We start from the raw sequence: 23506 nt of genomic DNA on the forward strand, positions 1-23506 counted from the left end.
GCAGGGGTCAGTCGCGGGGGAACTCGTCGGTCTTGAGCACGAGGCCGACCGGGGTGTCGTTCAGGTCGATCTCGTCACCGAAGTCGAGGCTGAGGACACCGCGGTACTCGCCGTCCTTGGGCAGGGTGTGCAGGTGCCATGTGCCGGTGTACGGGTCCACGATCAGGTACACCGGCACTCCGGCGGCCGCGAACGCGTCCTTCTTCGGGCCGTAGTCGTTCCTGGCAGTGCCCTGGGAGATCACCTCGGCGACCAGCTCGACGTCCCCGGGACGCCAGTGACCCTTCTCGTCCTTCCGGGCGCCCTCCGCGAGGGCGACGACGTCGGACGCGAAGCCGTTGAGGTGTCCGGGGTAGTCGATGCGGACGTCGGACTTCACGCGCTGGCGCGGGTACTTGGCGCGCAACTGCTCGACGATGTCCAGGATGGTCTCCCAGTGGGTGTCCCGCTGTGGCGTCACGAAGATGCCCCCCTCGACGATCTCGGTCTTGAAACCTTCGGGGATGTGCATCTGCTCCAGCCACTCGAACATCTCGTCGAGGGTGGGCCCGTCGCTGTGGTCGGCCATCTCGATCCTGTCTGCCAGAACAGTCACTGTGCCGCTCCTCCCCGCTGCTGCCTGGTCGCATGCAGCCGCGCGGTACAACGATACGCACGGTGACCAGGTCACGTCCGGGAGCGCGGCGGGACACTGGGCCCATGAGACTGTTCGCCGCCGTACTGCCCCCGCGGGACGTGCTCGGCGCGCTCGCGGACGAGATCGCCGGGTTGCGGAAGCTGCCGGGCGCGGACCGGCTGCGCTGGACACAGCGGCCCGCCTGGCACTTCACGCTCGCCTTCTACGGCGAGGTCGGCGAGGAGGTCGTACCCGAGCTGTCGGCCCGCCTGGAGAAGGCCGCACACCGGACCGGGGCCTTCTCGCTCGCCCTGCGCGGGGGAGGGCAGTTCGGGCGCGGCAAGGCGCTGTGGACGGGGGCGGAGGGCGACCTCGCGACCCTGCGGATGCTGGCCGACCGCGCGGAGGCGGCGGCGCGGAAGGCGGGTGTGCCGATGAAGGAGCACCGCCCCTACCAGGCCCACCTGACGGTGGCGCGCAGCCGGGACGGCCTGGACGTACGGCCGTACGTCCAGGCGCTGCGCGACTTCACGAGCGGTACGTGGACCGTGGAGGAGCTGGTCCTCATGCGCAGCCTGCTGCCGAGGTCCGGGGTGCGGGGGGAGCAGCCCCGCTACGAGCCGGTCGGCCGCTGGCCACTGCGGGCGGCCGGTTAGTCTCGAGTACGTGGACCCGAAAACCCGGAACCGGATCATGGCCGGTACGCTCGTGCTGATGTTCGCCGTCGTCGCCCTGGCGTCCGCGCTCGGCAGGTGACGCGGAGCACGGACGCCAGGGACGGTACGGCCGCTCGGGCGGCGCGGGAGGTGCCTACCAGGCGAAGGCCTCCGGCGACGGACCCGGTCCCGGGAAGATCTCGTCGAGTCCGGCCAGCAGTTCCCCGCTCAGTTCCAGCTCGACCGCCCGCAGCGCCGACGCGAGCTGCTCGGCGGTGCGCGGGCCGACGATCGGGCCGGTCACGCCGGGCCGGGTGAGCAGCCAGGCCAGCGCGACCTCGCCGGGCTCGAGACCGTGCTTGTCGAGCAGGTCCTCGTACGCCTGGATCCGGTCGCGCACGGCGGTGTCGGCGAGCGCCTCGGCGGACCGGCCGGAAGCGCGCCTGCCGCCCTCGACCTGCTTCCTGAGCACACCGCCCAGCAGCCCACCGTGCAGCGGCGACCAGGGGATGACCCCGAGGCCGTAGTCCTGCGCGGCCGGGATCACCTCCATCTCGGCGCGTCGCTCGGCGAGGTTGTACAGGCACTGCTCGCTGACGAGCCCGATGGTGCCGGAGCGCCGCGCGGCGATCTCGTTGGCCTGGGCGATCTTGTAGCCGGGGAAGTTGGAGGAGCCGACGTAGAGGATCTTGCCCTGCTGGATCAGTACGTCGACGGCCTGCCAGATCTCCTCGAAGGGAGTGTCCCGGTCGATGTGGTGGAACTGGTAGACGTCGATGTGGTCGGTCTGCAGCCGCTTGAGGCTGGCGTCGACGGCCCGCCGGATGTTCACGGCGGAGAGCTTGTCGTGGTTGGGCCAGACGTTGGAGTTGTCCGGGGACATGTTCCCGTACACCTTGGTGGCCAGGACGACCTTGTCGCGCCGGTCCCCGCCCTTGGCGAACCAGTTGCCGATGATCGACTCGGTACGGCCCTTGTTCTCGCCCCAGCCGTAGACGTTGGCCGTGTCGAAGAAGTTGATCCCCGCGTCCAGTGCCGCGTCCATGATCGCGTGGCTGTCCGCCTCGTCGGTCTGCGGACCGAAGTTCATCGTGCCGAGCACCAGTCGGCTGACCTTGAGTCCTGTGCGTCCGAGCTGTGTGTACCTCATGGTCCCCAAGCCAACGTCTTGGAGTGCGCTCGATGCAAGGGGAGTTGTGGACGGGGCGCCGGCGGCCGGTGGTCAGTCGCGGGGAAACCCGTCGGTCCTGAGGACGAGGCCGACCCGGGTGTCGGCGAGGTCCAGGTCCTCGCCGAAGGGGAGCTTCGTCTCGGTCGTGTAGTCGCCGTTCATGGGATGGGTGTAGACGCGGCATTCGCCTTCGTACGGATCGGCGATGAGGTAGACCGGAACTTCGGCGAGCGCGTAGGTGAGCTTCTTGGGACCGTAGTCATTGGCGGCCGTGTTCTCGGAGATGACTTCGGCCACGAACTCGATGTCCCGGTAGTGCCAGCGGCCCTTGGCGTCCTGCACCGAGCGGTCGGCCATCGCCGCGACATCACAGGCGAATCCGTTCAGGCGCCCGGGAAAATCGATCCGTACGTCCGAGGCCAGCCGCTTGGCCGGGTACTTGGCGCTCAACTGTCGGGCGATGTCGAAGATGATCTGCCAGTGGGTGTGACGTTGCGGTGACATGAAGATGTTCCCCCCGACGATCTCGACCTTCGTTCCCTCGGGGACGGGCATCTTCTCGAGCCACTCGAACATCACGTCCAGAGTCAGCTCGTCGCTCTCCTCGGCCATCGTGATCCTGTCTTCCAGGACGGTCATCGTGGCGCTCCTCCCCGGCTGCTCCGTGGACGGGCGCAGCCGCGCAGTACAACGATACGCACAGTGACGAGGGCACGGGTGGCAGCGCATATGCCAAGAGGAGGAGGCGACGCGGCTCACCCCTCGTACTCTCCACCCCACCCCCACTCCTGGTGCAGCGCCCCCGCGAACGCCGCCGCGATCTTGTGCTCGCCGCTCTCGTTCGGGTGGGTGCCGTCGTAGGTGTCCGTGTGGATGTCGTACGTCGGCGGCGGGGGCGCCAGGAGCAGCGGGGAGCCGGGTTCGTCCAGGCCGGCCACCCCCGCGGCCAGCAGCTCGTTGAAGCGGTCCACCTCCGCGGCGAAGAGCGGGTCGGCCTCGGCGCGGATGTTCGTGATCACCGGGAGCAGGACCGCGCGGATGCGCGCGTTGGCGGCCCGCGCCTGGGTCACGAAGGCCTCCACGTGCACCGCCGTCTGCTCGGCGTTCGTGTAGAAGCCCAGGTCGATCAGGCCGAGCGAGACCAGCAGCACATCCGCGCGGCACTCGCGTACCGCGTCGCCGACGAGCGGGACCATGTGCCCCCAGCCCTCGCCCCAGCCGGCCAGATGCGCGCGGGGGAAGTCGGGATCGGCGTAGGCGAGGGAGGCCGGCGCGTCCGCCGACTTGTCGTAGAGCGTCTCGCGTGGGCCGACGAGGGTGAACGCACCGCCGTACGTCGCGCACAGGTGCTGCCACAGGCGGTAACGCCAGGTGTGCTCGCCCGCGCTGCCGATCGTCATGGAGTCACCGACGGGCATGAACCTGAGCATCCGCTCATCATGGACGATGGGCGGGGAAGGTGCGATGTGAGGCCCACCACGCAGTGTGAACATCCGTGCGGGATGGCAGGCTTGGGGGATGCGCCGACCGTTCGCCCTGCTCGCCGGGGCCCTTCTCGCGGGTGCGCTCGCCGCGCCCGCCGCCCTCGCCGCCGACGGCGACGACGGGTTCACGATCAAGGACCCGCGGATCAAGGAGTCCAGCGGTCTCGCGGCCTCGCGCCTGCATCCGGGCGTTTACTGGACGCACAACGACAGCGGCTACGGCCCGCAGATCTACGCCGTGGACGGCAGGACCGGCGAGACCGTCGCCACCGTCACCCTCAGCGGCATCGGCAAGCCCCGCGACATGGAGGCCATCTCCATCGGGCCCGGCAACCAGATCTACGTCGGCGACATCGGCGACAACCTCGACGGCACCTGGCCGTACGTGTGGATCTACCGGCTGCCCGAGCCGAAGGAACTGAAGGACCAGACGATCCGGGCCACGCAGTACGTCGTGAAGTACGCGGACGGGCCGCGCAACGCCGAGTCGATGGTCGTGCACCCGAAGACGGGGCGCGTCTACATCATCGACAAGAAGGAGGACGGCGGCCATCTCTACGAGGGCCCGGCCGAGCTGTCCTCCTCGGGCACGAACGTCTTCAAGCCGATCGCCCCCGTCGACCTGTGGGCCACCGACGCCGCCCTCTCCCCGGACGGCACGCACCTCGCCGTGCGCGGCTACTTCGGCGGCATCCACTACGACTGGAACGGCGGCAGGATCAAGCGCGCGGGCCGGCTCGACGTGCCGCTCCAGGGGCAGGGGGAGTCCGTCACCTACAGCGTGGACGGCACGAAGCTCCTGTACGGCAGCGAGGGTTCCGAGAGCCCGGTGCAGGTGCGCGACGCGCCGGATGCCGACGGGTCCGCCAAGTCGCCGTCCCCGCAGGGCGGTTCGAACTCCGCCGGGGCCGGTCCGGACGGAGGCGGCCGCTTCGGCGCGGGCACCGTCGTCGTGGTGGCCGGCGTGGTGGCCGCGGTGTGGGGGTTGGGGCGTTTGTTGCGTCGCCGCTCTTGACGGGTGGTCGCCACCTGACTTCCACTGGGAGGCGCGGGTGTGTGGGAGCGCTCCCACCAGTTCCGGTCCCGCGGCCCCCTCGGGAGGAAGCAGCAACATGTTCCGCACCTTGCGAAGAGCGCTCTGCGCCGCCGCGGCGCTCCTGTTACCGCTGGGCCTGGGACTCGGCCTGCCGGCCACCGCGCACGCGGCCCCCACCGCGGGCGGCGCCGGCTACTGGCACACCAGCGGACGCCAGATCCTGGACGCGTCCGGACAGTCCGTCCGGATCGCCGGCATCAACTGGTTCGGCTTCGAGACCAGCAACCAGGTCGTCCACGGCCTGTGGTCCCGCGACTACAAGAGCATGATCGACCAGATGAAGTCGCTGGGTTACAACACCATCCGGCTGCCCTACAGCGACGACATCCTCAAGTCCGGCGCCAAGCCGTCGAGCATCGACTTCTCCGCCGGCAAGAACGCCGACCTGCAGGGGCTGACCTCCCTCCAGGTCATCGACAAGCTCGTCGCGTACGCCGGCCAGGACGGCCTGAAGGTCATCCTCGACCGTCACCGGCCGGACTCGGGCGGCCAGTCGGCCCTCTGGTACACCGCCTCCGTCCCCGAGTCGACGTGGATCGCCAATCTCAAGTCGCTGGCGACCCGTTACAAGGGCAACGCCACGGTCATCGGCATCGACCTGCACAACGAGCCCCACGACCCGGCCTGCTGGGGCTGCGGGGACCAGGCGACCGACTGGCGGCTGGCCGCCGAGCGGGCCGGCAACGCGGTCCTCTCCGCCAACCCCGACCTGCTGATCTTCGTCGAGGGCATCCAGACCTTCAACGGAGTCTCCGGCTGGTGGGGCGGCAACCTGATGGGCGTCGGCCAGTACCCGGTGCGCCTCGACGTGGCCAACCGGGTCGTGTACTCCGCCCACGACTACGCCACCAGCGTCGCCCAGCAGAGCTGGTTCAGCGACCCGTCCTTCCCCAACAACATGCCGGACATCTGGGACAAGTACTGGGGCTACATCTTCAAGCAGAACATCGCCCCCGTCTGGGTCGGCGAGTTCGGCACCACGCTCCAGTCCACGGTGGACCAGAAGTGGCTGGCGGCGCTGGTGAGTTACCTGCGCCCGACCTCGACGTACGGCGGCGACTCCTTCCACTGGACGTTCTGGTCCTGGAACCCCAACTCCGGTGACACCGGCGGGATCCTGAAGGACGACTGGCAGACCGTGGACACGGCGAAGGACGGCTATCTGGCAACCGCCAAGGCGCCGGGCTTCCCGAGCACCGGGGGCGGCGGCGACAACGGCGGCGGTGACGGCGGCGGCAAGGCCGCCTGCCGGGCCGCCTACGTCGTCAGCAGCGACTGGGGCAGCGGCTTCAACGCCGATGTGACGGTGACCAACACGGGCACCACCGCGATCAAGTCCTGGAAGGTGACCTGGACCTGGAGCGGGACCCAGAAGGTCACCAACATGTGGAACGCGTCCTACACCCAGAGCGGGGCGACCGTGACGGCGGTCAACGCCGCCCACAACGGGGCGATCGCGGCCAATGGTTCGACCGCCTTCGGTTTCGGTGGCGCGCCCGGGGGCGGGGGTGTGCCGAGCGTGAGCTGCACGGCGTCCTGACGACCGCGAGGTGCCCGGTGCTCGACGCCGGGCGCCTCACGGTTGCGGCCCGTCGTCGAACGGACGGCGTCCGGTCGTTCCGGCGCCCACGCGCGGATGGCGGAAACTGATCCATTCGGAGGAGCGTCCTGGATGGCGAGGCCGAGTGGAGGGGAAGCCAGGGTGGGTCGGGAACGGGCGGGCGGCGGTGCGGCAGCGGCGCTGCGGGTGGTGGTGCCCCCGTGGGTGCGGCGCGGGGCGGAGCGGCGTGCTCCCGGCCAGGAGGCGCAGGGGGGCGCGGGGCACCGGTCGGCGTGGCGGCGGGGGCGGGTGCTCGCCGCGCTCGCGGCGCTGACGGCCGGGCTGCTGGCGTTCCACCGTGCCGTGCCCAACTCGGTGGGCCGCCTGGGCAGTCTGCTGGAGGCGTTCCTGCCGTGGCTCGGCCTGGTGGTCGTGGTGCTGTTCGCCCTCGCGCTGCTGCGCCGTTCGGCCGTGGCGCTGGTGGCTCTGCTGCTGCCGGTGGCGGCCTGGACGTACCTCTTCGGCGGGCTGCTCCTGCCCGGCCCGGCGCCCGGCGCGCGCCAACTGGTCGTGGTGCAGCACAACGTCAGCGACGAGAACGCCGATCCGGCGGGCACGGCCCGCGCCCTGGCCGACGCCGGGCCCGACCTCATCGCGCTGGAGGAGCTGGTGCCCCCGGCGCTGTCGGTCTACGAGAGGACCCTCGCCGCCGCCTACCCGTACCACGAGGTCCGGGGCACCGTCGGACTCTGGTCGAGGCATCCGCTCAGCGGCACCCGGCTCCTCGACATCAAGCCCCGGGGGATCACGGAGGCATGGAGCCGCGGGCTGCGGACCGTGGTGCACACCCCGCACGGCCGGATCGCTGCCTACGTGGCGCATCTGCCCTCCCTCCGCGTCCGGGCGAGCGGCCTCGCGTCCGGCCGGCGCGACGAGAGCGCCCTGCTGCTGGGCGAGGCCGTCGCCGCCGAGGAGCTGAGAACGGTGATCCTGCTGGGCGACCTCAACGGCACGGTCGAGGACCGCGGGCTGGCCCCGCTGACCTCGCGGCTGAACGTGGCGGAGCGGGGGTTCGCCCTCAGCTTCCCCGCCGCCTTCCCGCTGGCCCGGATCGACCAGGTCATGGCCCGCTCGGCGGCCGTCGCCCACATCCGCACCCTGCCCACCACCGGCAGCGACCACCTGCCGGTCGCCGCCCGGATCGAACTGGACTGAGAGCGTCCGCCCCGGACCGGCACGAGGCACGGACCGGCAGGGACGCGGACCACGAAGGGCGCCCGGCGGATGGAGACCGCCGGGCGCCCTTCGCCGTCGTGTGCGGGGACGGTTACAGCTTCTCGATCACGTGGTCGACGCACTTCGTCAGGGCCTCGACGTCCGCCGGGTCGACGGCCGGGAACATCGCGATGCGCAGCTGGTTGCGGCCGAGCTTGCGGTAGGGCTCGGTGTCCACGATGCCGTTGGCGCGCAGGACCTTGGCGACGGCGGCGGCGTCGATCTCGTCGGAGAAGTCGATCGTGCCGATGACCTGGGAGCGCTTGGCCGGGTCGGTGACGAACGGGGTCGCGTACTTGGATTCCTCCGCCCAGGCGTAGAGGCGGGAGGAGGAGTCCTTGGTGCGGGCCGTGGACCAGGCGAGGCCGCCCTGGCCGTTGAGCCACTCCAGCTGCTGGTTGAGCAGGAAGAGGGTGGCCAGCGCCGGGGTGTTGTACGTCTGGTTCTTACGGGAGTTGTCGATCGCCGTGGGCAGCGAGAAGAACTCCGGGACGTGGCGGCCGGAGGCATGGACGCGCTCGGCGCGTTCGAGCGCGGCCGGGGAGAACACGCCGATCCACAGGCCGCCGTCGGAGGCGAAGGACTTCTGCGGGGCGAAGTAGTAGACGTCGGTCTCGGCGATGTCGACCGGGAGGCCGCCGGCGCCGGAGGTGGCGTCGACCAGGACCAGGGCGCCCTCGTCGGCGCCGGCCACGCGCTTGATGGGCATGGCGACACCGGTGGAGGTCTCGTTGTGCGTGAAGGCGTAGACATCCACGCCCGCCTCGGCCCGCGGCTCCGGGTGCGTGCCGGGGTCGGAGGAGACGACGGTGGGCTCGGCGAGCCAGGGGGCGAGCTTGGCGGCCTTGGCGAACTTCGAGCTGAACTCGCCGAAGGCGAGGTGCTGCGACTTGTTCTCGATCAGTCCGTGGGTCGCGATGTCCCAGAACGCCGTGGAGCCGCCGTTGCCGAGCACGACCTCGTAGCCGTCGGGGAGCCGGAACAGCTCGCGGATGCCCTCGCGCACCTGGCCGACCAGGTTCTTGACCGGGGCCTGGCGGTGGGAGGTGCCCATGAGGGATGCGCCGGTGGCGGCGAGGGCGTCCAGCGCCTCCGTCCGCACCTTGGAGGGTCCCGCGCCGAAACGTCCGTCCGCGGGCTTGATGTCAGAGGGAATCTGGATCTCAGCCACGAACGGGAGAGTAGCGGGTCGGAGAAATCCGGGTGAAACGCATTCCGCCGGGTGAGACGGCCGCCGAATCGATCGCGTGCATGCTGGACGCATGACCGATCTCGCGGATCTTTCGGAGCTTCGGGCGGAGCTGCGCCGGGCCGTGCGCGGGGAGGTGGCGTTCGACGCCACCGCACGGGCGCTGGTCACCATGGACGCGTCCAATTACCGGCGGGTCCCGCTGGGTGTGGTGGCTCCGCGGGACGCCGACGACGTGGCGGCGGTGCTGGAGGTCTGCCGGGCGCGCGGAGTGCCGGTGGTCGCGCGGGGCGGCGGGACGTCGATCGCGGGCCAGGCGACCGGGACGGGGGTGGTGCTGGACTTCACCCGGCACATGAACCGGGTGCTGGCGCTCGACCCCGGGGAGCGGACCGCCGTCGTCCAGCCGGGCGTGGTCCTGGACCGGCTCCAGGAGGCCGCCGCACCGCACGGCCTGCGCTTCGGCCCGGACCCCTCGACGCACAGCCGGTGCACGCTCGGCGGGATGATCGGCAACAACTCGTGCGGCTCCCACTCGGTGGCCTGGGGGACGACCGCGAGCAGCGTGCGGGAGCTGTCGGTGCTCACCGCGCGCGGGCGCAGGCTGCGGCTGGGGCGCGAGTGGGCCGGGGCCCCGGACGGGTTGCGGGAGCTGGTGGAGAGCGAACTCGCCCGGCTGCGGACCGGCTTCCCGCGACTGCCCCGCCGTATCTCCGGGTACGCCCTGGACGCCCTGCTGCCCGAGAACGGCGCGGACGTGGCGCGCTCCTTCTGCGGCTCGGAGGGCACCCTCGGCGTGCTGACGGAAGCGGTCGTACGGCTCGTCGAGACGCCCCCCGCGCGCGTGCTGGCCGTGCTGGGATACGCCGACGAGGGCGCCGCCGCCGACGCCGCGGCCGGACTGCTGGCGCACAGGCCGCTGACGGTGGAGGGGATGGCGCGGGACCTGGTGCCGTCCGCGGCGGCCGGGCTGCCGCGCGGGGACGCCTGGCTGTTCGTGGAGACGGGCGGGGAGACGGCGGGGCAGGCACGCGCGCGTGCGGAGGCGATCGCGCGGGCGGCCGACGCCGTGGACGCCGCGATCGTCGAGGACCCGGCCGCGCAGCGCGCGCTGTGGCGGATCCGGGAGGACGCGAGCGGTACGGCCACCCGGATGCCGGACGGCACAGAGGCGTGGCCGGGGTGGGAGGACTGCGCGGTGCCGCCGGAGCGGCTGGGCGCGTATCTGCGGCGGTTCCGGGAGCTGTTGGCCGCCCACGGGCTGCGGGGCGCCCCGTACGGGCACTTCGGGGACGGCTGCATCCACGTCCGTATCGACTTCGACCTGCTGACCCCGGCCGGGATCGGCCGGTTCCGGCGGTTCTCGCGGGAGCTGGCCGAGCTGGTGGTGGCGCACGGCGGTTCGCTGTCCGGGGAGCACGGGGACGGGCAGGCCCGCGCCGAGCTGCTGCCGACCATGTACGGGGAGCGGATGGTGGCCCTCTTCGAACAGGTCAAGGGACTGTGGGACCCCGACGACCTGCTCAATCCCGGGATGCTGGTCCGTCCGGCGCCCCTGGACGCGAACCTGCGCTTCGCCGTGCTGCCGCGCCGCCCGGTCGACGTGGCCTTCGGCTACGCGGCCGACCAGGGGGACTTCTCGGCGGCGGTGCGCCGGTGCGTCGGGGTCGCGAAGTGCCGTACGACCGAGGTGTCGGGCGCCGCGGTCATGTGTCCCTCCTTCCGGGTCACGGGCGAGGAGGAGCACTCCACGCGCGGGCGTGCCCGGCTGCTGCACGAGATGCTCGCCGGTGAGGTGGTGACCGACGGCTGGCGGTCGGTGGAGGTCCGGGACGCGCTCGACCTGTGCCTGTCGTGCAAGGGGTGCCGTTCGGACTGCCCGGTCGGGGTCGACATGGCCACGTACAAGGCGGAGTTCCTGCACCACCACTACGCCGGACGGCGACGCCCGGCCGCCCACTACGCCCTGGGGTGGCTTCCGGTGTGGCTGCGCTGGACCGCCCGTACGCGCACCGCGCCTCTGCTGAACGCGCTCGCCGCACTGCGGCCGTTCGCGGCGGCCGTGAAACGGCTCGGTGGAATCACACCCGAACGAGGGATCCCGCGACTGGCGCGCGAGCCGTTCACCCGATGGTGGCGCACGCGGGCGGACGCACGGGCGGACGGCGGGGAGGGAGCGGGCGCTCTGGTCGTCCTGTGGCCGGACACCTTCACCGAGCACCTCTCGCCGTCCGTGGGCCGGGCGGCCATACGCGTGCTGGAGGCGGCCGGGCTGCGGGTGGCGCTCCCGCCGACCCTGCGCCTGCGCCGCCCTCCGGTGGGCGACGGAAGCTCGGCGCTGCTGAACCCCGTGTCCGTCCTGCAGGGCCGGGGCCGTGTCTGCTGCGGCCTGACGTACGTCTCCACCGGCCAGCTGGAGCGGGCCCGCGCGGTGCTGCGCCGCACCCTCGACCTGATGGAACCGGTGCTGGAGACCGCCACCCCGGTCGTCGTCCTGGAACCGAGCTGCGCCGCCGCCCTGCGCACCGACCTGCCGGAGCTGCTGCCCGACGACCCGCGGGCCCGCCGCCTGGCCGACCGCGTGCTGACCTTCGCCGAGGCCCTGCGGCGCCACGCCCCCGGCTGGACCCCGCCCCGCCTGGACCGCCCGGTCGCCGGCCAGACCCACTGCCACCAGCACGCCGTGCTCGGCGACGAGGCCGACCGGTACCTGCGCGAGGCGGCCGGCCTGACCGGCGAACTCTCCGGCGGCTGCTGTGGTCTTGCCGGGAACTTCGGCTTCGAGAAGGGCCACTGGGAGGTGTCGGCCGCCTGCGCCGAGGAACAGCTCCTGCCGTCGGTACGGCGGGCCCCGGACGGCGCGGTGGTCCTCGCGGACGGCTTCTCGTGCCGCACCCAGCTGGACCAGCTGGCCGGAGTACGGGGACGTCATCTGGCGGAGGTCCTGGCGGAGGGACTGGAAGGACCGGAGGGGCGCGGCGGCTCGTGATCGTGGGGCCGCCGAGGGACTGGAGGCACACCGGGACCCGTGACCGGGCGCCGGACGGGCGTGCGGTGTCGCCGCGGGTCTGGAGGGGTACGTCGGCCCGTGAACCGTGGGGACGCGCGGGGCATCGTGGACAGTGGTGTACGGGTTCACGCCCCTGACCGCGTCCACTACCCTGGACCCATCAGTACATCGCGATGAACAAACCCCTAGCCCCGTAACTGGACCGCCCCGTGACCACGCCCAGCGCCGCCACCCCCTCCTCGACGTCCCCGGTCGCCTCCGCGCCGGCCACCGCGCCCTCGCCCGGATCCCCGGGCCGTTTCGGCTCGCTCGGCCCGGTCGGGCTGGTCCTGGCCGGGGGCATCTCGGTGCAGTTCGGCGCTGCGGTGGCCGTGACGCTGATGCCGCGGGCGGGCGCGCTCGGCGTGGTGACCCTGCGGCTGCTGGTGGCCGCGATCGTGCTGCTGCTGGTCTGCCGGCCCCGGCTGCGCGGGCACTCGCGCGCCGACTGGGGCACGGTCGTCGTCTTCGGTGTCGCGATGGCCGGGATGAACGGCCTCTTCTACCAGGCCGCCGCCCGCATCCCGCTCGGCCCCGCCGTCACCCTCGAAGTGCTCGGCCCGCTCGCCCTGTCGGTGCTGGCCTCGCGCCGCCTGATCAACCTCGTGTGGGCCGCCCTGGCCCTGGCCGGCGTCTTCCTGCTCGGCGGCGGGAGTTTCGACAGCCTCGACCCCGCCGGTGTCGCCTTCGCGCTGAGCGCGGGCGTGATGTGGGCGGCGTACATCGTCTTCAGCGCCCGTACCGGCCGGCGCTTCCCGCAGGCCGACGGGCTGGCCCTGGCGATGGCGGTCGGCGCGCTGCTGTTCCTGCCGCTGGGGATCGCCGAGTCCGGGTCGAAGCTGGTCGTCCCGACGACGTTCGCCCTGGGCGCGGGGGTGGCGCTGCTGTCCTCCGTCCTGCCGTACACCCTCGAACTGCTCGCCCTGCGCCGGCTGCCCGCCTCCACCTTCGCCGTCCTCATGAGCCTGGAACCGGCCCTCGCGGCCACGGCCGGCTTCCTCATCCTCGGCCAGTCCCTCACCGCCCTCCAGGCCGTGGCGATCGTCCTGGTCATCGCGGCGAGCATGGGGGCGGTGCGGACCCAGGTGGCGCGGAGCAAGGCGCCGCTTCCGGAGGCGCACCCGTAACCGGTGCCGGTTTTCGGCGCCGCACGGCGGGACCATGAATTCATGCAAGCATGCTTGATTGTTTCAGGGGCCGCTGCCATGCTCCACGCATGTCCGATCCGACGCTGGTGTTCGACGATCTTCGTGCTGAGAGTGACGAACTAGATCGGCTTGTCGCCGGGCTGGGCCCCGGGGAATGGGGGCGACCGACGCCGGCGCCCGGATGGAGCATCGCCCATCAGATCGCCCATCTCGCCTGGACCGACCGGTCCGCCCTCCGCGCCGTCACCGACTCCGACGGTTTCCGGGAACTCCTGGACAAGGCGCTGGCCGCGCCCGGTTCGTTCGTGGACGAGGGGGCCGCGGAAGGCGCGCGGCTGGCCCCCGACATGCTGCTGGCGCGCTGGCGGGAGGGGCGGGCCGCTCTCGACCGGGCGTTGCGAGCGGCGCCGCCCGGCTCCCGCTTCCCCTGGTACGGGCCGCCCATGTCGGCCGCTTCCATGGCGACCGGGCGGCTGATGGAGACCTGGGCGCACGGGCAGGACGTGGCCGATGCGCTCGGTGTGGTGCGCACACCCACCGACCGGCTCAAGCATGTGGTGCGCATCGGGGTGCGGGCGCGGAACTTCGCCTTCGGGGTGCGGGGGCTGCCCGTGCCCGAGGAGGAGTTCCGCGTGGAGGTCCGCGGTCCCTCCGGGGAGCTGTGGACGTACGGCCCCGAGGACGCCGGGCAGCGTGTCACCGGGCCCGCCCTCGACTTCTGCCTCCTGGTCACCCAGCGCGCCCACCGCGCCGATCTCGCGGTACGCGCCGAGGGCCCGGACGCCGACCGCTGGCTGGAGATCGCCCAGGCCTTCGCCGGCCCGCCCGGCGCCGGCCGGGCGCCCCGGGGAGCGGCCGGATGATCCTGCGCATCGGCAACGCCTCCGGCTTCTACGGTGACCGGTTCGACGCCATGCGCGAGATGCTCACCGGCGGTGAACTGGACGTCCTCACCGGCGACTACCTCGCCGAGCTGACCATGCTGATCCTGGCCCGGGACCGGCTCAAGGACCCGGCCGCCGGCTATGCCCGCACCTTTCTGCGGCAGATGGAGGAGTGCCTCGGACTCGCTCACGACTGGTCGGTGAAGATCGTGACCAACGCGGGCGGGCTCAATCCGGCCGGGCTCGCCGACCGGGTGCGGGAACTGGCCGAGCGGCTCGGGATCCCACTGCGCGTCGCCCATGTCGAGGGCGACGACCTCACCGCCGACCTCCCACAGGCTCTCGGCTCCGCCCCCGAGGGAGACACCCCCCTCGCCGCCCACGCCTACCTCGGCGGCTTCGGGATCGCCGCCTGCCTGCGCGCGGGCGCCGACGTCGTGGTCACCGGGCGGGTCACGGACGCCGCCCTGGTCACCGGGCCCGCCGCCGCCCATTTCGGCTGGCGGCCGGGGGAGTACGACCGGCTGGCGGGCGCCGTCGTCGCCGGGCACCTGCTGGAGTGCGGCGCCCAGGCCACCGGCGGCAACTACGCCTTCTTCGCCGACCACGCCCTCGACCGGCTGCGCCACCCCGGTTTCCCGCTCGCCGAGATCCACGAGGACGGCAGCTGCGTGATCACCAAGCATCCCGGCAGCGGCGGGGTGGTGGACATCGGCACGGTGACCGCCCAGCTGCTGTACGAGACGGGCGGCGCCCGGTACGCCGGGCCCGATGTCACCACGCGGCTGGACACCGTACGGCTCAGCCAGGACGGGCCCGACCGGGTACGCGTCGAGGGTGTGCGCGGGGAGGCCCCGCCGCCCGCTCTCAAGGTGGGCCTCAACCGCCTCGGCGGCTTCCGCAACGAGGTCACCTTCGTCCTCACCGGACTCGACATCGAGCGCAAGGCAGAGCTGGTGCGGCAGCAGATGCGGGACGCGCTCGGCACCGCCGCGTCACCCCCCGGTGAGGTGCGCTGGGACCTGGTGCGGACCGACCGGGCCGACGCCGGCACCGAGGAGACGGCGAGCGCCCTGCTCCGGCTGGTCGTACGGGACCGGGACCCGCGGGCGGTGGGGCGGGCGTTCAGCGGGGCCGCCGTGGAGCTGGCGCTCGCGGGATACCCCGGTTTCCACATGCCGGCGCCTCCCGGGAAGGGCGCGCCCTACGGCGTCTTCGAGGCCGTGTACGTCCCCCAGGACGCCGTCGAGCAGGTGGCCGTCCTCCACGACGGCCGCCGTGTCGCCGTGCCACCGCCCGAGGAGACGCGCGCCCTGGAGGCCGTGGAGCGGCCGCCGCTGCCGGACCCTCTCCCGGACGGTCCCACGCGGCGGGCCCCGCTCGGACTCGTCGCCGGGGCGCGCAGCGGGGACAAGGGCGGCGACGCCAACGTCGGCGTGTGGGCGCGCTCGGAACAGGGCTGGCGGTGGCTCGCGCACGCGCTGACGACCGAGACGTTCCGGCAGTTGGTCCCCGAGAGCCGGACGCTGGCCGTGGAACGGCACGTACTGCCCGATCTGCGCGCCCTCAACTTCGTCGTCGAGGGGATCCTCGGCGAGGGCGCCGCCGCCCAGCGCCGGTTCGACCCGCAGGCCAAGGCCCTGGGCGAATGGCTGCGCTCCCGCCACCTGGACATACCGGAGGCCCTCCTGTGACGGTCCTTTCCTCCGCCCTGGACACCGGCTCCGCCGAGTACGAGGCACACCGCGAGGCCATGCTCGGCAAGCTCGCCGCACTCGACGCCGAGCATGCCAAGGCGCTAGCGGGCGGCGGCGCGAAGTACGTCGAGCGGCACCGGCGGCGCGGCAAACTGCTCGCCCGTGAGCGGATCGAGCTGCTGCTCGACCCCGACACGCCGTTCCTGGAGCTGTCGCCGCTGGCCGGGTGGGGCAGCGACTACACCGTGGGCGCCTCGCTGGTCACCGGGATCGGGGTCGTCGAGGGCGTGGAATGCCTGATCACCGCCAACGACCCGACCGTGCGCGGCGGTGCCAGCAATCCGTGGAGCCTGAAGAAGGCGCTGCGGGCCAACGACATCGCTCTCGCCAACCGGCTGCCCTGCGTCAGCCTCGTCGAGTCCGGGGGCGCCGACCTGCCGTCCCAGAAGGAGATCTTCATCCCCGGAGGTGCCGTCTTCCGGGACCTGACCCGGCTGTCGGCGGCCGGCATCCCGACCGTCGCCGTCGTCTTCGGCAACTCCACCGCCGGGGGCGCGTACATCCCCGGCCTGTCCGACCACGTGATCATGGTCAAGGAGCGGGCCAAGGTGTTCCTCGGCGGTCCGCCGCTGGTGAGGATGGCCACCGGCGAGGAGAGCGACGACGAGTCCCTGGGCGGCGCCGAGATGCACGCGCGCGTGTCCGGTCTCGCCGACTACTTCGCCCTCGACGAGCCGGACGCCCTGCGGCAGGCCCGCCGCGTCGTCGCCCGGCTCAACCACCGCAAGGCGCACCCCGATCCGCCCGCCGCGGCGCCACCGGAGTACGACGAGGAGGAGCTTCTGGGGATCGTTCCCGGCGATCTGCGGATCCCCTTCGACCCGCGCGAGGTCATCGCCCGGATCGTCGACGCCTCCGACTTCGACGAGTTCAAGCCGCTGTACGGGACGAGCCTGGCCACCGGCTGGGCCACCCTGCACGGCTATCCCGTCGGCATCCTCGCGAACGCCCAGGGCGTGCTGTTCAGCGAGGAGTCGCAGAAGGCGGCCCAGTTCATCCAGCTCGCCAACCAGCGGGACGTACCGCTGCTGTTCCTGCACAACACCACCGGCTACATGGTCGGCCGGGAGTACGAGCAGGGCGGCATCGTCAAGCACGGCGCGATGATGATCAACGCGGTGTCCAACTCGCGCGTCCCGCACCTGTCCGTCCTCATGGGGGCGTCCTACGGCGCCGGGCACTACGGCATGTGCGGACGGGCCTACGACCCCCGCTTCCTGTTCGCCTGGCCCAGCGCCAAGTCCGCCGTCATGGGGCCGCAGCAGCTCGCGGGCGTGCTGTCGATCGTGGCCCGGCAGTCGGCGACCGCCAAGGGGCAGGCGTACGACGAGGAGGCGGACGCCGCGCTGCGGGTGATGGTGGAGCGGCAGATCGAGTCCGAGTCGCTGCCGGCGTTCCTGTCCGGGCGGCTGTACGACGACGGCGTCATCGACCCGCGCGACACCCGCACCGTCCTCGGCCTGTGCCTGTCGGCCGTCCACACCGCGCCCTTCGAGGGCGCGCGCGGCGGCTTCGGCGTCTTCCGGATGTGAGGGATCCCTTGATTTCTTCTCTGCTCGTCGCCAACCGGGGCGAGATCGCCTGCCGTGTCTTCCGCACCTGCGCCGAGCTGGGCATCCGGACGGTCGCCGTGCACTCGGACGGCGACGAGAACGCGCTGCACACGCGCGCGGCCGACACCGCGGTGCGCCTGCCGGGCATGACGCCCGCCGAGACGTATCTGCGCGGCGACCTGATCGTGAAGGCGGCGGTGGCGGCCGGCGCGGACGCCGTGCACCCGGGCTACGGCTTCCTCGCCGAGAACGCCGGCTTCGCGCGGGCCGTCCTGGACGCGGGCCTGGTCTGGATCGGGCCGCCCCCGCGGGCCATCGAGGCGATGGCGTCCAAGACCCGCGCCAAGGAGCTGATGGGCGTGCGGCCCCTGCGCGAGGTCACCGAGGCCGACCTGCCGGTCCTCGTGAAGGCCGCCGCGGGCGGCGGCGGGCGCGGGATGAGGATCGTACGGCGGCTGGAGGACCTGAACGCCGAACTGGCGGCCGCGCGCGCGGAGGCGCTGAGCGCCTTCGGTGACGGCGAGGTGTTCACCGAGCCGTACCTCGGGGGCGAGGCGGGCGGGCGGCACGTGGAGGTGCAGGTCCTCGCCGACACCCACGGCACCGTGTGGACGCTGGGCACGCGTGACTGCTCCCTCCAGCGGCGCCACCAGAAGGTCGTCGAGGAGGCCCCGGCGCCCGGACTTCCCGCGGACACCGAACGGGAGTTGCACGAGCTGGCCGTGCTGGCCGCGCGGGCCGTCGACTACACCGGTGCGGGGACCGTCGAGTTCCTGGTGGCCGACGGCAGGCCGCACTTCCTGGAGATGAACACCCGCCTCCAGGTGGAACACCCGGTCACGGAGGCCGTGTTCGGCGTGGACCTGGTCGCCCTGCAGATCCGTGTGGCCGAGGGCCACGCCCTGGACGCCGAACCGCCCGCCGCGCGCGGGCACGCGGTCGAGGCCCGCCTGTACGCCGAGGACCCGGCCCGCGAATGGGCCCCGCAGACCGGCACCCTGCACCGCCTGTCCGTCCCCGGCGTCCGCCTGGACACCGGCTACGGCGACGGGGACGCGATCGGCGTCCACTACGACCCGCTGCTCGCCAAGGCCGTCACCCACGCCCCCACGCGCGCGGAGGCGCTGCGCAAGCTCGCCGGCGCGCTGGAGCGGGCCGCCGTCCACGGCCCGGTCACCAACCGGGACCTGCTCGTGCGGTCCCTGCGGCACGAGGAGTTCGCGAGCGGCCGTATGGACACCGGCTTCTACGACCGCCATCTCGCCGAACTGACCGCGCCCGCCCCCGACCCGTACGCGCCCCTGGCCGCCGCGCTCGCCGACGCGCACGGCCGCTCCCGCTTCGGCGGCTGGCGCAACGTGCCCTCGCAGCCGCAGGTCAAGCGGTACCTGATGGCGGGCGAGGAACACGAGGTGCGCTACCGGCACACCCGCGCGGGCCTGGCAGCCGACGCCGAAGGGGTGCGGGTGGTGCACGCGGACGCGTGCCTGGTCGTCCTCGAAGCCGGCGGCATCCGGCGCCGGTACGAGATCGCCCGGTACGGCGAGCGGGTGTACGCCGGACCGACCGCGCTCACCGCCCTGCCCCGCTTCCCCGACCCCGTCGCCCAGCGTCTCCCCGGCTCGCTGCTGGCGCCCATGCCCGGCACCGTCGTGCGCGTCGCCGACGGACTGGCCGTGGGCGACGCCGTACGGGCCGGACAGCCGCTGCTGTGGCTGGAGGCGATGAAGATGGAGCACAAGATCTCCGCGCCCGTCACGGGCACGCTCAGCGCCCTGCATGCCGCACCCGGCCGCCAGGTCGAGGTCGGTGCCCTGCTCGCCGTCGTAGAGGCCACCCGGGAGGATCAGTGAGCGCCACGCTGGAAACCGATGAACACAAGGATCTGCGCGCCGCCGTGGCGGCGCTCGGCAAACGCTACGGCCGCGCCTACCTCACCCGCACCGTCGCCGAGGGACGCCCTCCCACCGAACTCTGGTCCGAGGCGGGCAAGCTCGGCTACCTCGGCGTCAACCTGCCGGAGGCATACGGCGGGGGAGGCGGTGGCATCGCCGAACTGTCCATCGTGCTCGAGGAGTTGGGCGCAGCCGGCTGCCCCCTGCTGATGATGGTCGTCTCGCCCGCCATCTGCGGCACCGTCATCGCCCGGTTCGGCACGGAGGAGCAGAAGCGCGCGTGGCTGCCCCCGCTGGCGAACGGCACCCGCACCATGGCCTTCGGCATCACCGAACCCGACGCCGGCTCCAACTCCCACCGCATCACGACCACCGCCCGCCGCGACGGCGCCGACTGGGTGCTCACCGGCCGCAAGGTGTTCATCTCCGGTGTCGACATCGCCGACGCCGTCCTGGTCGTCGGCCGCACCGAGGACGCGCGCACCGGCCGCCTCAAGCCCTGCCTGTTCATCGTCCCGCCGGACGCGGACGGCTTCCAGCGGCATCCGATCGACATGGAACTCACCGCCGCCGAGAAGCAGTTCGAGCTGGTCCTGGACGATGTGCGGCTGCCCGCGGGCGCGCTCGTCGGTGGGGGCACCTCCCACGCTTTCGGCAGTGGGGGAGAGGACGCGGGCCTGCTGCAACTGTTCGCCGGACTCAACCCCGAGCGCATCATGACGGCCGCCTTCGCGATCGGCATGGGGCGTCACGCGCTCGGCCGGGCCGTGGAGTACGCGCGCGAGCGCACCGTCTGGAAGGCCCCCATCGGCTCCCACCAGGCCATCGCCCACCCGCTCGCCCAGGCCCACATCGACCTCGAACTCGCCCGCCTGATTACCGGGAAGGCGGCCCACCTGTACGACGTGGGAGACGACGTGGGCGCGGGAGAGGCCGCCAACATGGCCAAGTACGCGGCCGGTGAGGCCTGTGTGCGGGCCGTCGACCAGGCCGTGCACACGCTCGGCGGCAACGGCCTGACGCGCGAGTTCGGGCTCGCCTCGCTGATAACGGCCGCGCGCGTGGCTCGTATCGCCCCGGTGAGCCGGGAGATGATTCTCAACTACGTCTCCCACCAGACCCTGGGCCTGCCCAAGTCGTACTGACCCGCCCGCCGTGTGCGAGGAGGAACCGTGTTCCGCAGCGAGTACGCAGACGTCCCGGCCGTAGAACTGCCCATCCACGAGGCCGTCCTGGGCCGAGCCGCCCGGTTCGGCGGGGCTCCCGCGCTGATCGACGGCACGGACGGCACCACCCTCACGTACGACCAGGTGGACCGCTTCCACCGGCGTGCCGCCGCCGCGTTCGCCGAGGCCGGCGTGCGCAAGGGCGACGTCCTCGCCCTGCACAGCCCGAACACGGTCCTGTTCCCCGTGGCCTTCTACGCCGCCACGCGCGCGGGTGCCTCGGTCACCACCTCTCACCCGCTCGCCACGCCGGAGGAGTTCGCCAAGCAGCTGAAGGACTCGGCGGCCCGCTGGATCGTCACCGTCTCGCCGCTGCTCGGGGCGGCCCGGCGGGCGGCCGAACTGGCGGGCGGGGTGGAGGAGATATTCGTCTGCGACCGCGCTCCCGGGCACCGTTCGCTCCTCGACATGTTCGGGGGTGCCGCTCCCGAGCCGGCCGTGGACATCGACCCGGCCGAGGACGTCGCGGCGCTGCCGTACTCGTCGGGGACGACCGGCACCCCCAAGGGCGTGATGCTCACCCACCGGCAGATCGCCACGAACCTCGCCCAGCTCGAACCGGCGATCACGGCCGGGCCCGGCGACCGGATCCTCGCCGTACTGCCCTTCTTCCACATCTACGGGCTCACCGCCCTGATGAACGCGCCCCTGCGCCAGGGCGCCACCGTCGTCGTGCTGCCCCGCTTCGAGCTGGAGACCTTCCTCGCGGCCATCCAGGACCACCGCATCACCGGCCTGTACGTGGCCCCGCCGATCGTGCTCGCCCTCGCCAAGCACCCGGCCGTGGCGGGCTACGACCTGTCGTCGCTGAAGTACGTCATCAGCGCGGCGGCCCCGCTCGACGCCCGGCTGGCTGCGGCCTGCTCCCGGCGGCTCGGCCTGCCACCGGTGGGCCAGGCCTACGGCATGACCGAACTGTCCCCGGGCACCCACGTCGTCCCCCTGGACGCCATGCACGACGCGCCCCCCGGCACGGTCGGCCGGCTCATCGCCGGCACCGAGATGCGCGTCGTCTCCCTCGCCGACCCGGACAAGGACCTCGGCATCGGCGAGCCGGGCGAGATCCTGATCCGCGGACCCCAGGTGATGAAGGGCTACCTGGACCGGCCCGACGCCACCGCCGCGATGATCGACCACGACGGCTGGCTGCACACCGGCGACGTCGGGTACGTCGACGGCGACGGCTGGCTGTTCGTCGTCGACCGGGTCAAGGAACTGATCAAGTACAAGGGCTTCCAGGTGGCGCCCGCCGAACTGGAGGCCCTGCTGCTCACCCACCCGGGCATAGCCGACGCCGCCGTCATCGGCGTGCACGACCCCGACGGCAACGAGACACCGCACGCGTACGTGGTGCGCCGGCCGTCCGCCGACGGCCCGTCGGAAACCGAGGTGCTGCTGTACGTCGCCGAACGCGTCGCCCCCTACAAGCGCGTCCGGCGCGTCACCTTCCTCGACGCGGTGCCCCGCGCCGCCTCCGGGAAGATCCTGCGGCGGCGGCTGCGGGACCAGGGGCCCGAGCAGCCGCGGGAAGCGGGGGAGCGGCCATGACGACGATCGCACGCACGCGCGCGCGTGCCGTCGAAACCCTCGGCCTCGACTCGCCGGGCAACCGAAACGCCCTGTCGGCGGCGCTCGTCGGGGAACTCGCCGCCGCGCTCGCCGACTGCGCCGAGGACGCCGCCGTGCGCGCCGTCGTCCTCACCCACACCGGCAACACCTTCAGCGCGGGCGCCGACCTGCGCGACCCTCCCCGGCCCGACGCGCTGGTCGCCCTGTTGCGGCAGATCGTCGAACTGCCCAAGCCGGTCGTCGCCCGTGTCACCGGACACGTCCGCGCGGGCGGCCTCGGCCTGCTCGCGGCCTGCGACATCGCGATCGCCTCGAACCAGGCCACCTTCGCGTTCACCGAGGTGCGCATCGGGGTGGCCCCCGCGGTCATCTCGCTGCCGCTCCTGTCCCGCGCCGACCCGCGCGCGCTGGCCCGCCACTGCCTCACCGGGGAACGGTTCGACGCGGCCGAGGCGGTCCGGACCGGGCTGGTGACGGCGGCCGGGGACGACGCCGACGCCGTACTGGAGCCGATCCTCGACGGTCTGCGCCGCTCCTCCCCTCAGGCTCTGGCCGAGACGAAACGGCTGCTCACGGCTAGGGTGCTGGAAGCCTTCGACCGGGACGCGGCCGGCCTGACCGCGCTCTCGGCGCGGCTGTTCTCCTCCGCGCAGGCGCGCGAGGGCATGGCGGCCTTCCTCGAACGACGGGATCCGGAATGGGCGGTGTGACCACACACGACCGCGCGGAACGCGCCCCCAAGCAGGACCGCAGCCGGGCCACCCGGCAGCGGCTCCTCCAGGCTGCCGTGGCCTGCCTCGCCGAACACGGCTGGGCCGGGTCCACGGTCTCGGTGGTCGCCGAACGCGCCGGTGTCTCCCGCGGCGCCGCCCAGCACCACTTCCCCACCCGCGAGGACCTGTTCACCGCCGCCGTCGAGTACGTGGCCGAGGAACGCTCCACCGCCCTGCGCGCCCTGTTCCCCGAGGGCGCGGCCGACGACCGGCGCGCCGTGGTCGGCGCCCTCGTCGACCTCTACACCGGGCCCCTCTTCCGGGCCGCGCTCCATCTGTGGGTGGCCGCTTCCAACGAGGACCAACTTCGCCCTCGCGTCACGGAGTTGGAGGCCCGTGTCGGCCGCGAGACGCACCGCATAGCGGTCCAACTGCTGGGCGCGGACGAGGCCCGCCCCGGCACCCGCGAAACCGTCCAGGGCTTCCTCGACATGGCCCGCGGCCTCGGCCTGGCCAACCTCCTCACCGACGACACCGCCCGCCGCGGACGCGTGGTGGCCCAGTGGGCGGCCCTGCTGGAGGAGGCACTGGGCCGCGGCCCGGCGACCGCGTGAACCGGGCCACACCCGTATCGCGCACCCCGCAGTACCCTGTGCGCATGCTTCTGCTGCTCGTGCGACGCCGC

At 72.7% G+C, this 23506-nt stretch carries 19 protein-coding genes; 14 read left to right on the forward strand and 5 right to left on the reverse strand.

What is annotated here, in order from left to right; all coding sequences use genetic code 11:
- Window positions 1-7: 7 nt before the first annotated feature.
- Complete coding sequence (locus tag ACWEK3_RS17755; RefSeq protein WP_453250054.1) at window positions 8-595, reverse strand: Uma2 family endonuclease; 588 nt, start codon at window positions 593-595, stop codon at window positions 8-10.
- Window positions 596-699: 104 nt separating this feature from the next.
- Between ACWEK3_RS17755 and thpR the strand changes: the two genes are divergently transcribed.
- Window positions 700-1272 (forward strand): RNA 2',3'-cyclic phosphodiesterase, encoded by a 573-nt coding sequence (thpR, locus tag ACWEK3_RS17760; protein ID WP_450541144.1) that lies wholly within the window; start codon window positions 700-702, stop codon window positions 1270-1272.
- A 154-nt stretch (window positions 1273-1426) separates the two neighbouring features.
- Here the strand turns inward: thpR and ACWEK3_RS17765 are convergent, their stop codons facing one another.
- The 3 genes from ACWEK3_RS17765 to ACWEK3_RS17775 form a co-directional block, all read right to left on the reverse strand.
- Window positions 1427-2422, reverse strand: coding sequence for an aldo/keto reductase (locus tag ACWEK3_RS17765; RefSeq protein ID WP_453250055.1), 996 nt, complete (start codon window positions 2420-2422; stop codon window positions 1427-1429).
- Window positions 2423-2494: 72 nt separating this feature from the next.
- Complete coding sequence (locus tag ACWEK3_RS17770; protein WP_453250056.1) at window positions 2495-3082, reverse strand: Uma2 family endonuclease; 588 nt, start codon at window positions 3080-3082, stop codon at window positions 2495-2497.
- Window positions 3083-3198: 116 nt separating this feature from the next.
- Window positions 3199-3873, reverse strand: a complete 675-nt coding sequence (locus tag ACWEK3_RS17775; protein WP_453250057.1) for a GDSL-type esterase/lipase family protein — start codon at window positions 3871-3873, stop codon at window positions 3199-3201.
- An 88-nt stretch (window positions 3874-3961) separates the two neighbouring features.
- On the opposite strand from ACWEK3_RS17775, the gene ACWEK3_RS17780 reads away from it, so the two are divergent.
- From ACWEK3_RS17780 to ACWEK3_RS17790, 3 genes are all read left to right on the forward strand, one after another.
- Window positions 3962-4942 (forward strand): WD40 repeat domain-containing protein, encoded by a 981-nt coding sequence (locus ACWEK3_RS17780; protein ID WP_453250058.1) that lies wholly within the window; start codon window positions 3962-3964, stop codon window positions 4940-4942.
- A gap of 97 nt (window positions 4943-5039) precedes the next feature.
- Window positions 5040-6563: a cellulase family glycosylhydrolase gene (locus tag ACWEK3_RS17785; RefSeq protein WP_450541153.1), complete on the forward strand. Its 1524-nt coding sequence runs from the start codon at window positions 5040-5042 to the stop codon at window positions 6561-6563.
- Window positions 6564-6872: 309 nt separating this feature from the next.
- Window positions 6873-7778, forward strand: a complete 906-nt coding sequence (locus tag ACWEK3_RS17790) for an endonuclease/exonuclease/phosphatase family protein (RefSeq protein WP_450541213.1) — start codon at window positions 6873-6875, stop codon at window positions 7776-7778.
- A gap of 112 nt (window positions 7779-7890) precedes the next feature.
- On the opposite strand, the gene serC is transcribed toward ACWEK3_RS17790, so the two are convergent.
- The gene (gene serC / locus ACWEK3_RS17795) at window positions 7891-9009 is read right to left on the reverse strand and encodes a phosphoserine transaminase (RefSeq protein WP_450541154.1); all 1119 of its coding nucleotides are present in this window, start codon (window positions 9007-9009) and stop codon (window positions 7891-7893) included.
- Window positions 9010-9100: 91 nt separating this feature from the next.
- Between serC and ACWEK3_RS17800 the strand changes: the two genes are divergently transcribed.
- The 10 genes from ACWEK3_RS17800 (at window position 9101) to ACWEK3_RS17845 (ending at window position 23435) form a co-directional block, all read left to right on the forward strand.
- Complete coding sequence (locus ACWEK3_RS17800) at window positions 9101-12016, forward strand: FAD-binding and (Fe-S)-binding domain-containing protein (RefSeq protein WP_453250059.1); 2916 nt, start codon at window positions 9101-9103, stop codon at window positions 12014-12016.
- 230 nt (window positions 12017-12246) lie between these two features.
- Complete coding sequence (locus tag ACWEK3_RS17805; protein ID WP_450541158.1) at window positions 12247-13203, forward strand: EamA family transporter; 957 nt, start codon at window positions 12247-12249, stop codon at window positions 13201-13203.
- A gap of 89 nt (window positions 13204-13292) precedes the next feature.
- A complete protein-coding gene (locus ACWEK3_RS17810; RefSeq protein WP_450541160.1) occupies window positions 13293-14087 on the forward strand; it encodes a TIGR03084 family metal-binding protein in 795 nt (264 codons plus the stop codon).
- Window positions 14084-15802: an acyclic terpene utilization AtuA family protein gene (locus ACWEK3_RS17815; protein WP_453250060.1), complete on the forward strand. Its 1719-nt coding sequence runs from the start codon at window positions 14084-14086 to the stop codon at window positions 15800-15802. Before ACWEK3_RS17810 ends, ACWEK3_RS17815 begins: the two co-directional genes overlap by 4 nt.
- Entirely contained in the window at window positions 15799-17397 is a 1599-nt protein-coding gene (locus ACWEK3_RS17820) for an acyl-CoA carboxylase subunit beta (protein WP_450541163.1), read from the forward strand. Before ACWEK3_RS17815 ends, ACWEK3_RS17820 begins: the two co-directional genes overlap by 4 nt.
- An 8-nt stretch (window positions 17398-17405) precedes the next feature.
- Window positions 17406-19271, forward strand: a complete 1866-nt coding sequence (locus tag ACWEK3_RS17825) for an acetyl/propionyl/methylcrotonyl-CoA carboxylase subunit alpha (RefSeq protein WP_453250061.1) — start codon at window positions 17406-17408, stop codon at window positions 19269-19271.
- Complete coding sequence (locus ACWEK3_RS17830; protein ID WP_453250062.1) at window positions 19268-20458, forward strand: acyl-CoA dehydrogenase family protein; 1191 nt, start codon at window positions 19268-19270, stop codon at window positions 20456-20458. Before ACWEK3_RS17825 ends, ACWEK3_RS17830 begins: the two co-directional genes overlap by 4 nt.
- Window positions 20459-20485: 27 nt before the next feature.
- On the forward strand, window positions 20486-22087 hold the full coding sequence (locus tag ACWEK3_RS17835; RefSeq protein WP_453250063.1) for a 4-coumarate--CoA ligase family protein: 1602 nt from the start codon (window positions 20486-20488) through the stop codon (window positions 22085-22087).
- Window positions 22084-22818: an enoyl-CoA hydratase family protein gene (locus ACWEK3_RS17840; protein WP_453250064.1), complete on the forward strand. Its 735-nt coding sequence runs from the start codon at window positions 22084-22086 to the stop codon at window positions 22816-22818. The genes ACWEK3_RS17835 and ACWEK3_RS17840 overlap by 4 nt, the downstream gene beginning before the upstream one ends.
- Window positions 22806-23435, forward strand: a complete 630-nt coding sequence (locus ACWEK3_RS17845) for a TetR/AcrR family transcriptional regulator (RefSeq protein WP_453250065.1) — start codon at window positions 22806-22808, stop codon at window positions 23433-23435. The genes ACWEK3_RS17840 and ACWEK3_RS17845 overlap by 13 nt, the downstream gene beginning before the upstream one ends.
- The last annotated feature ends 71 nt before the right edge of the window (window positions 23436-23506 follow it).

The sequence above is a fragment of the Streptomyces sp. NPDC004721 genome (genome assembly GCF_053601495.1).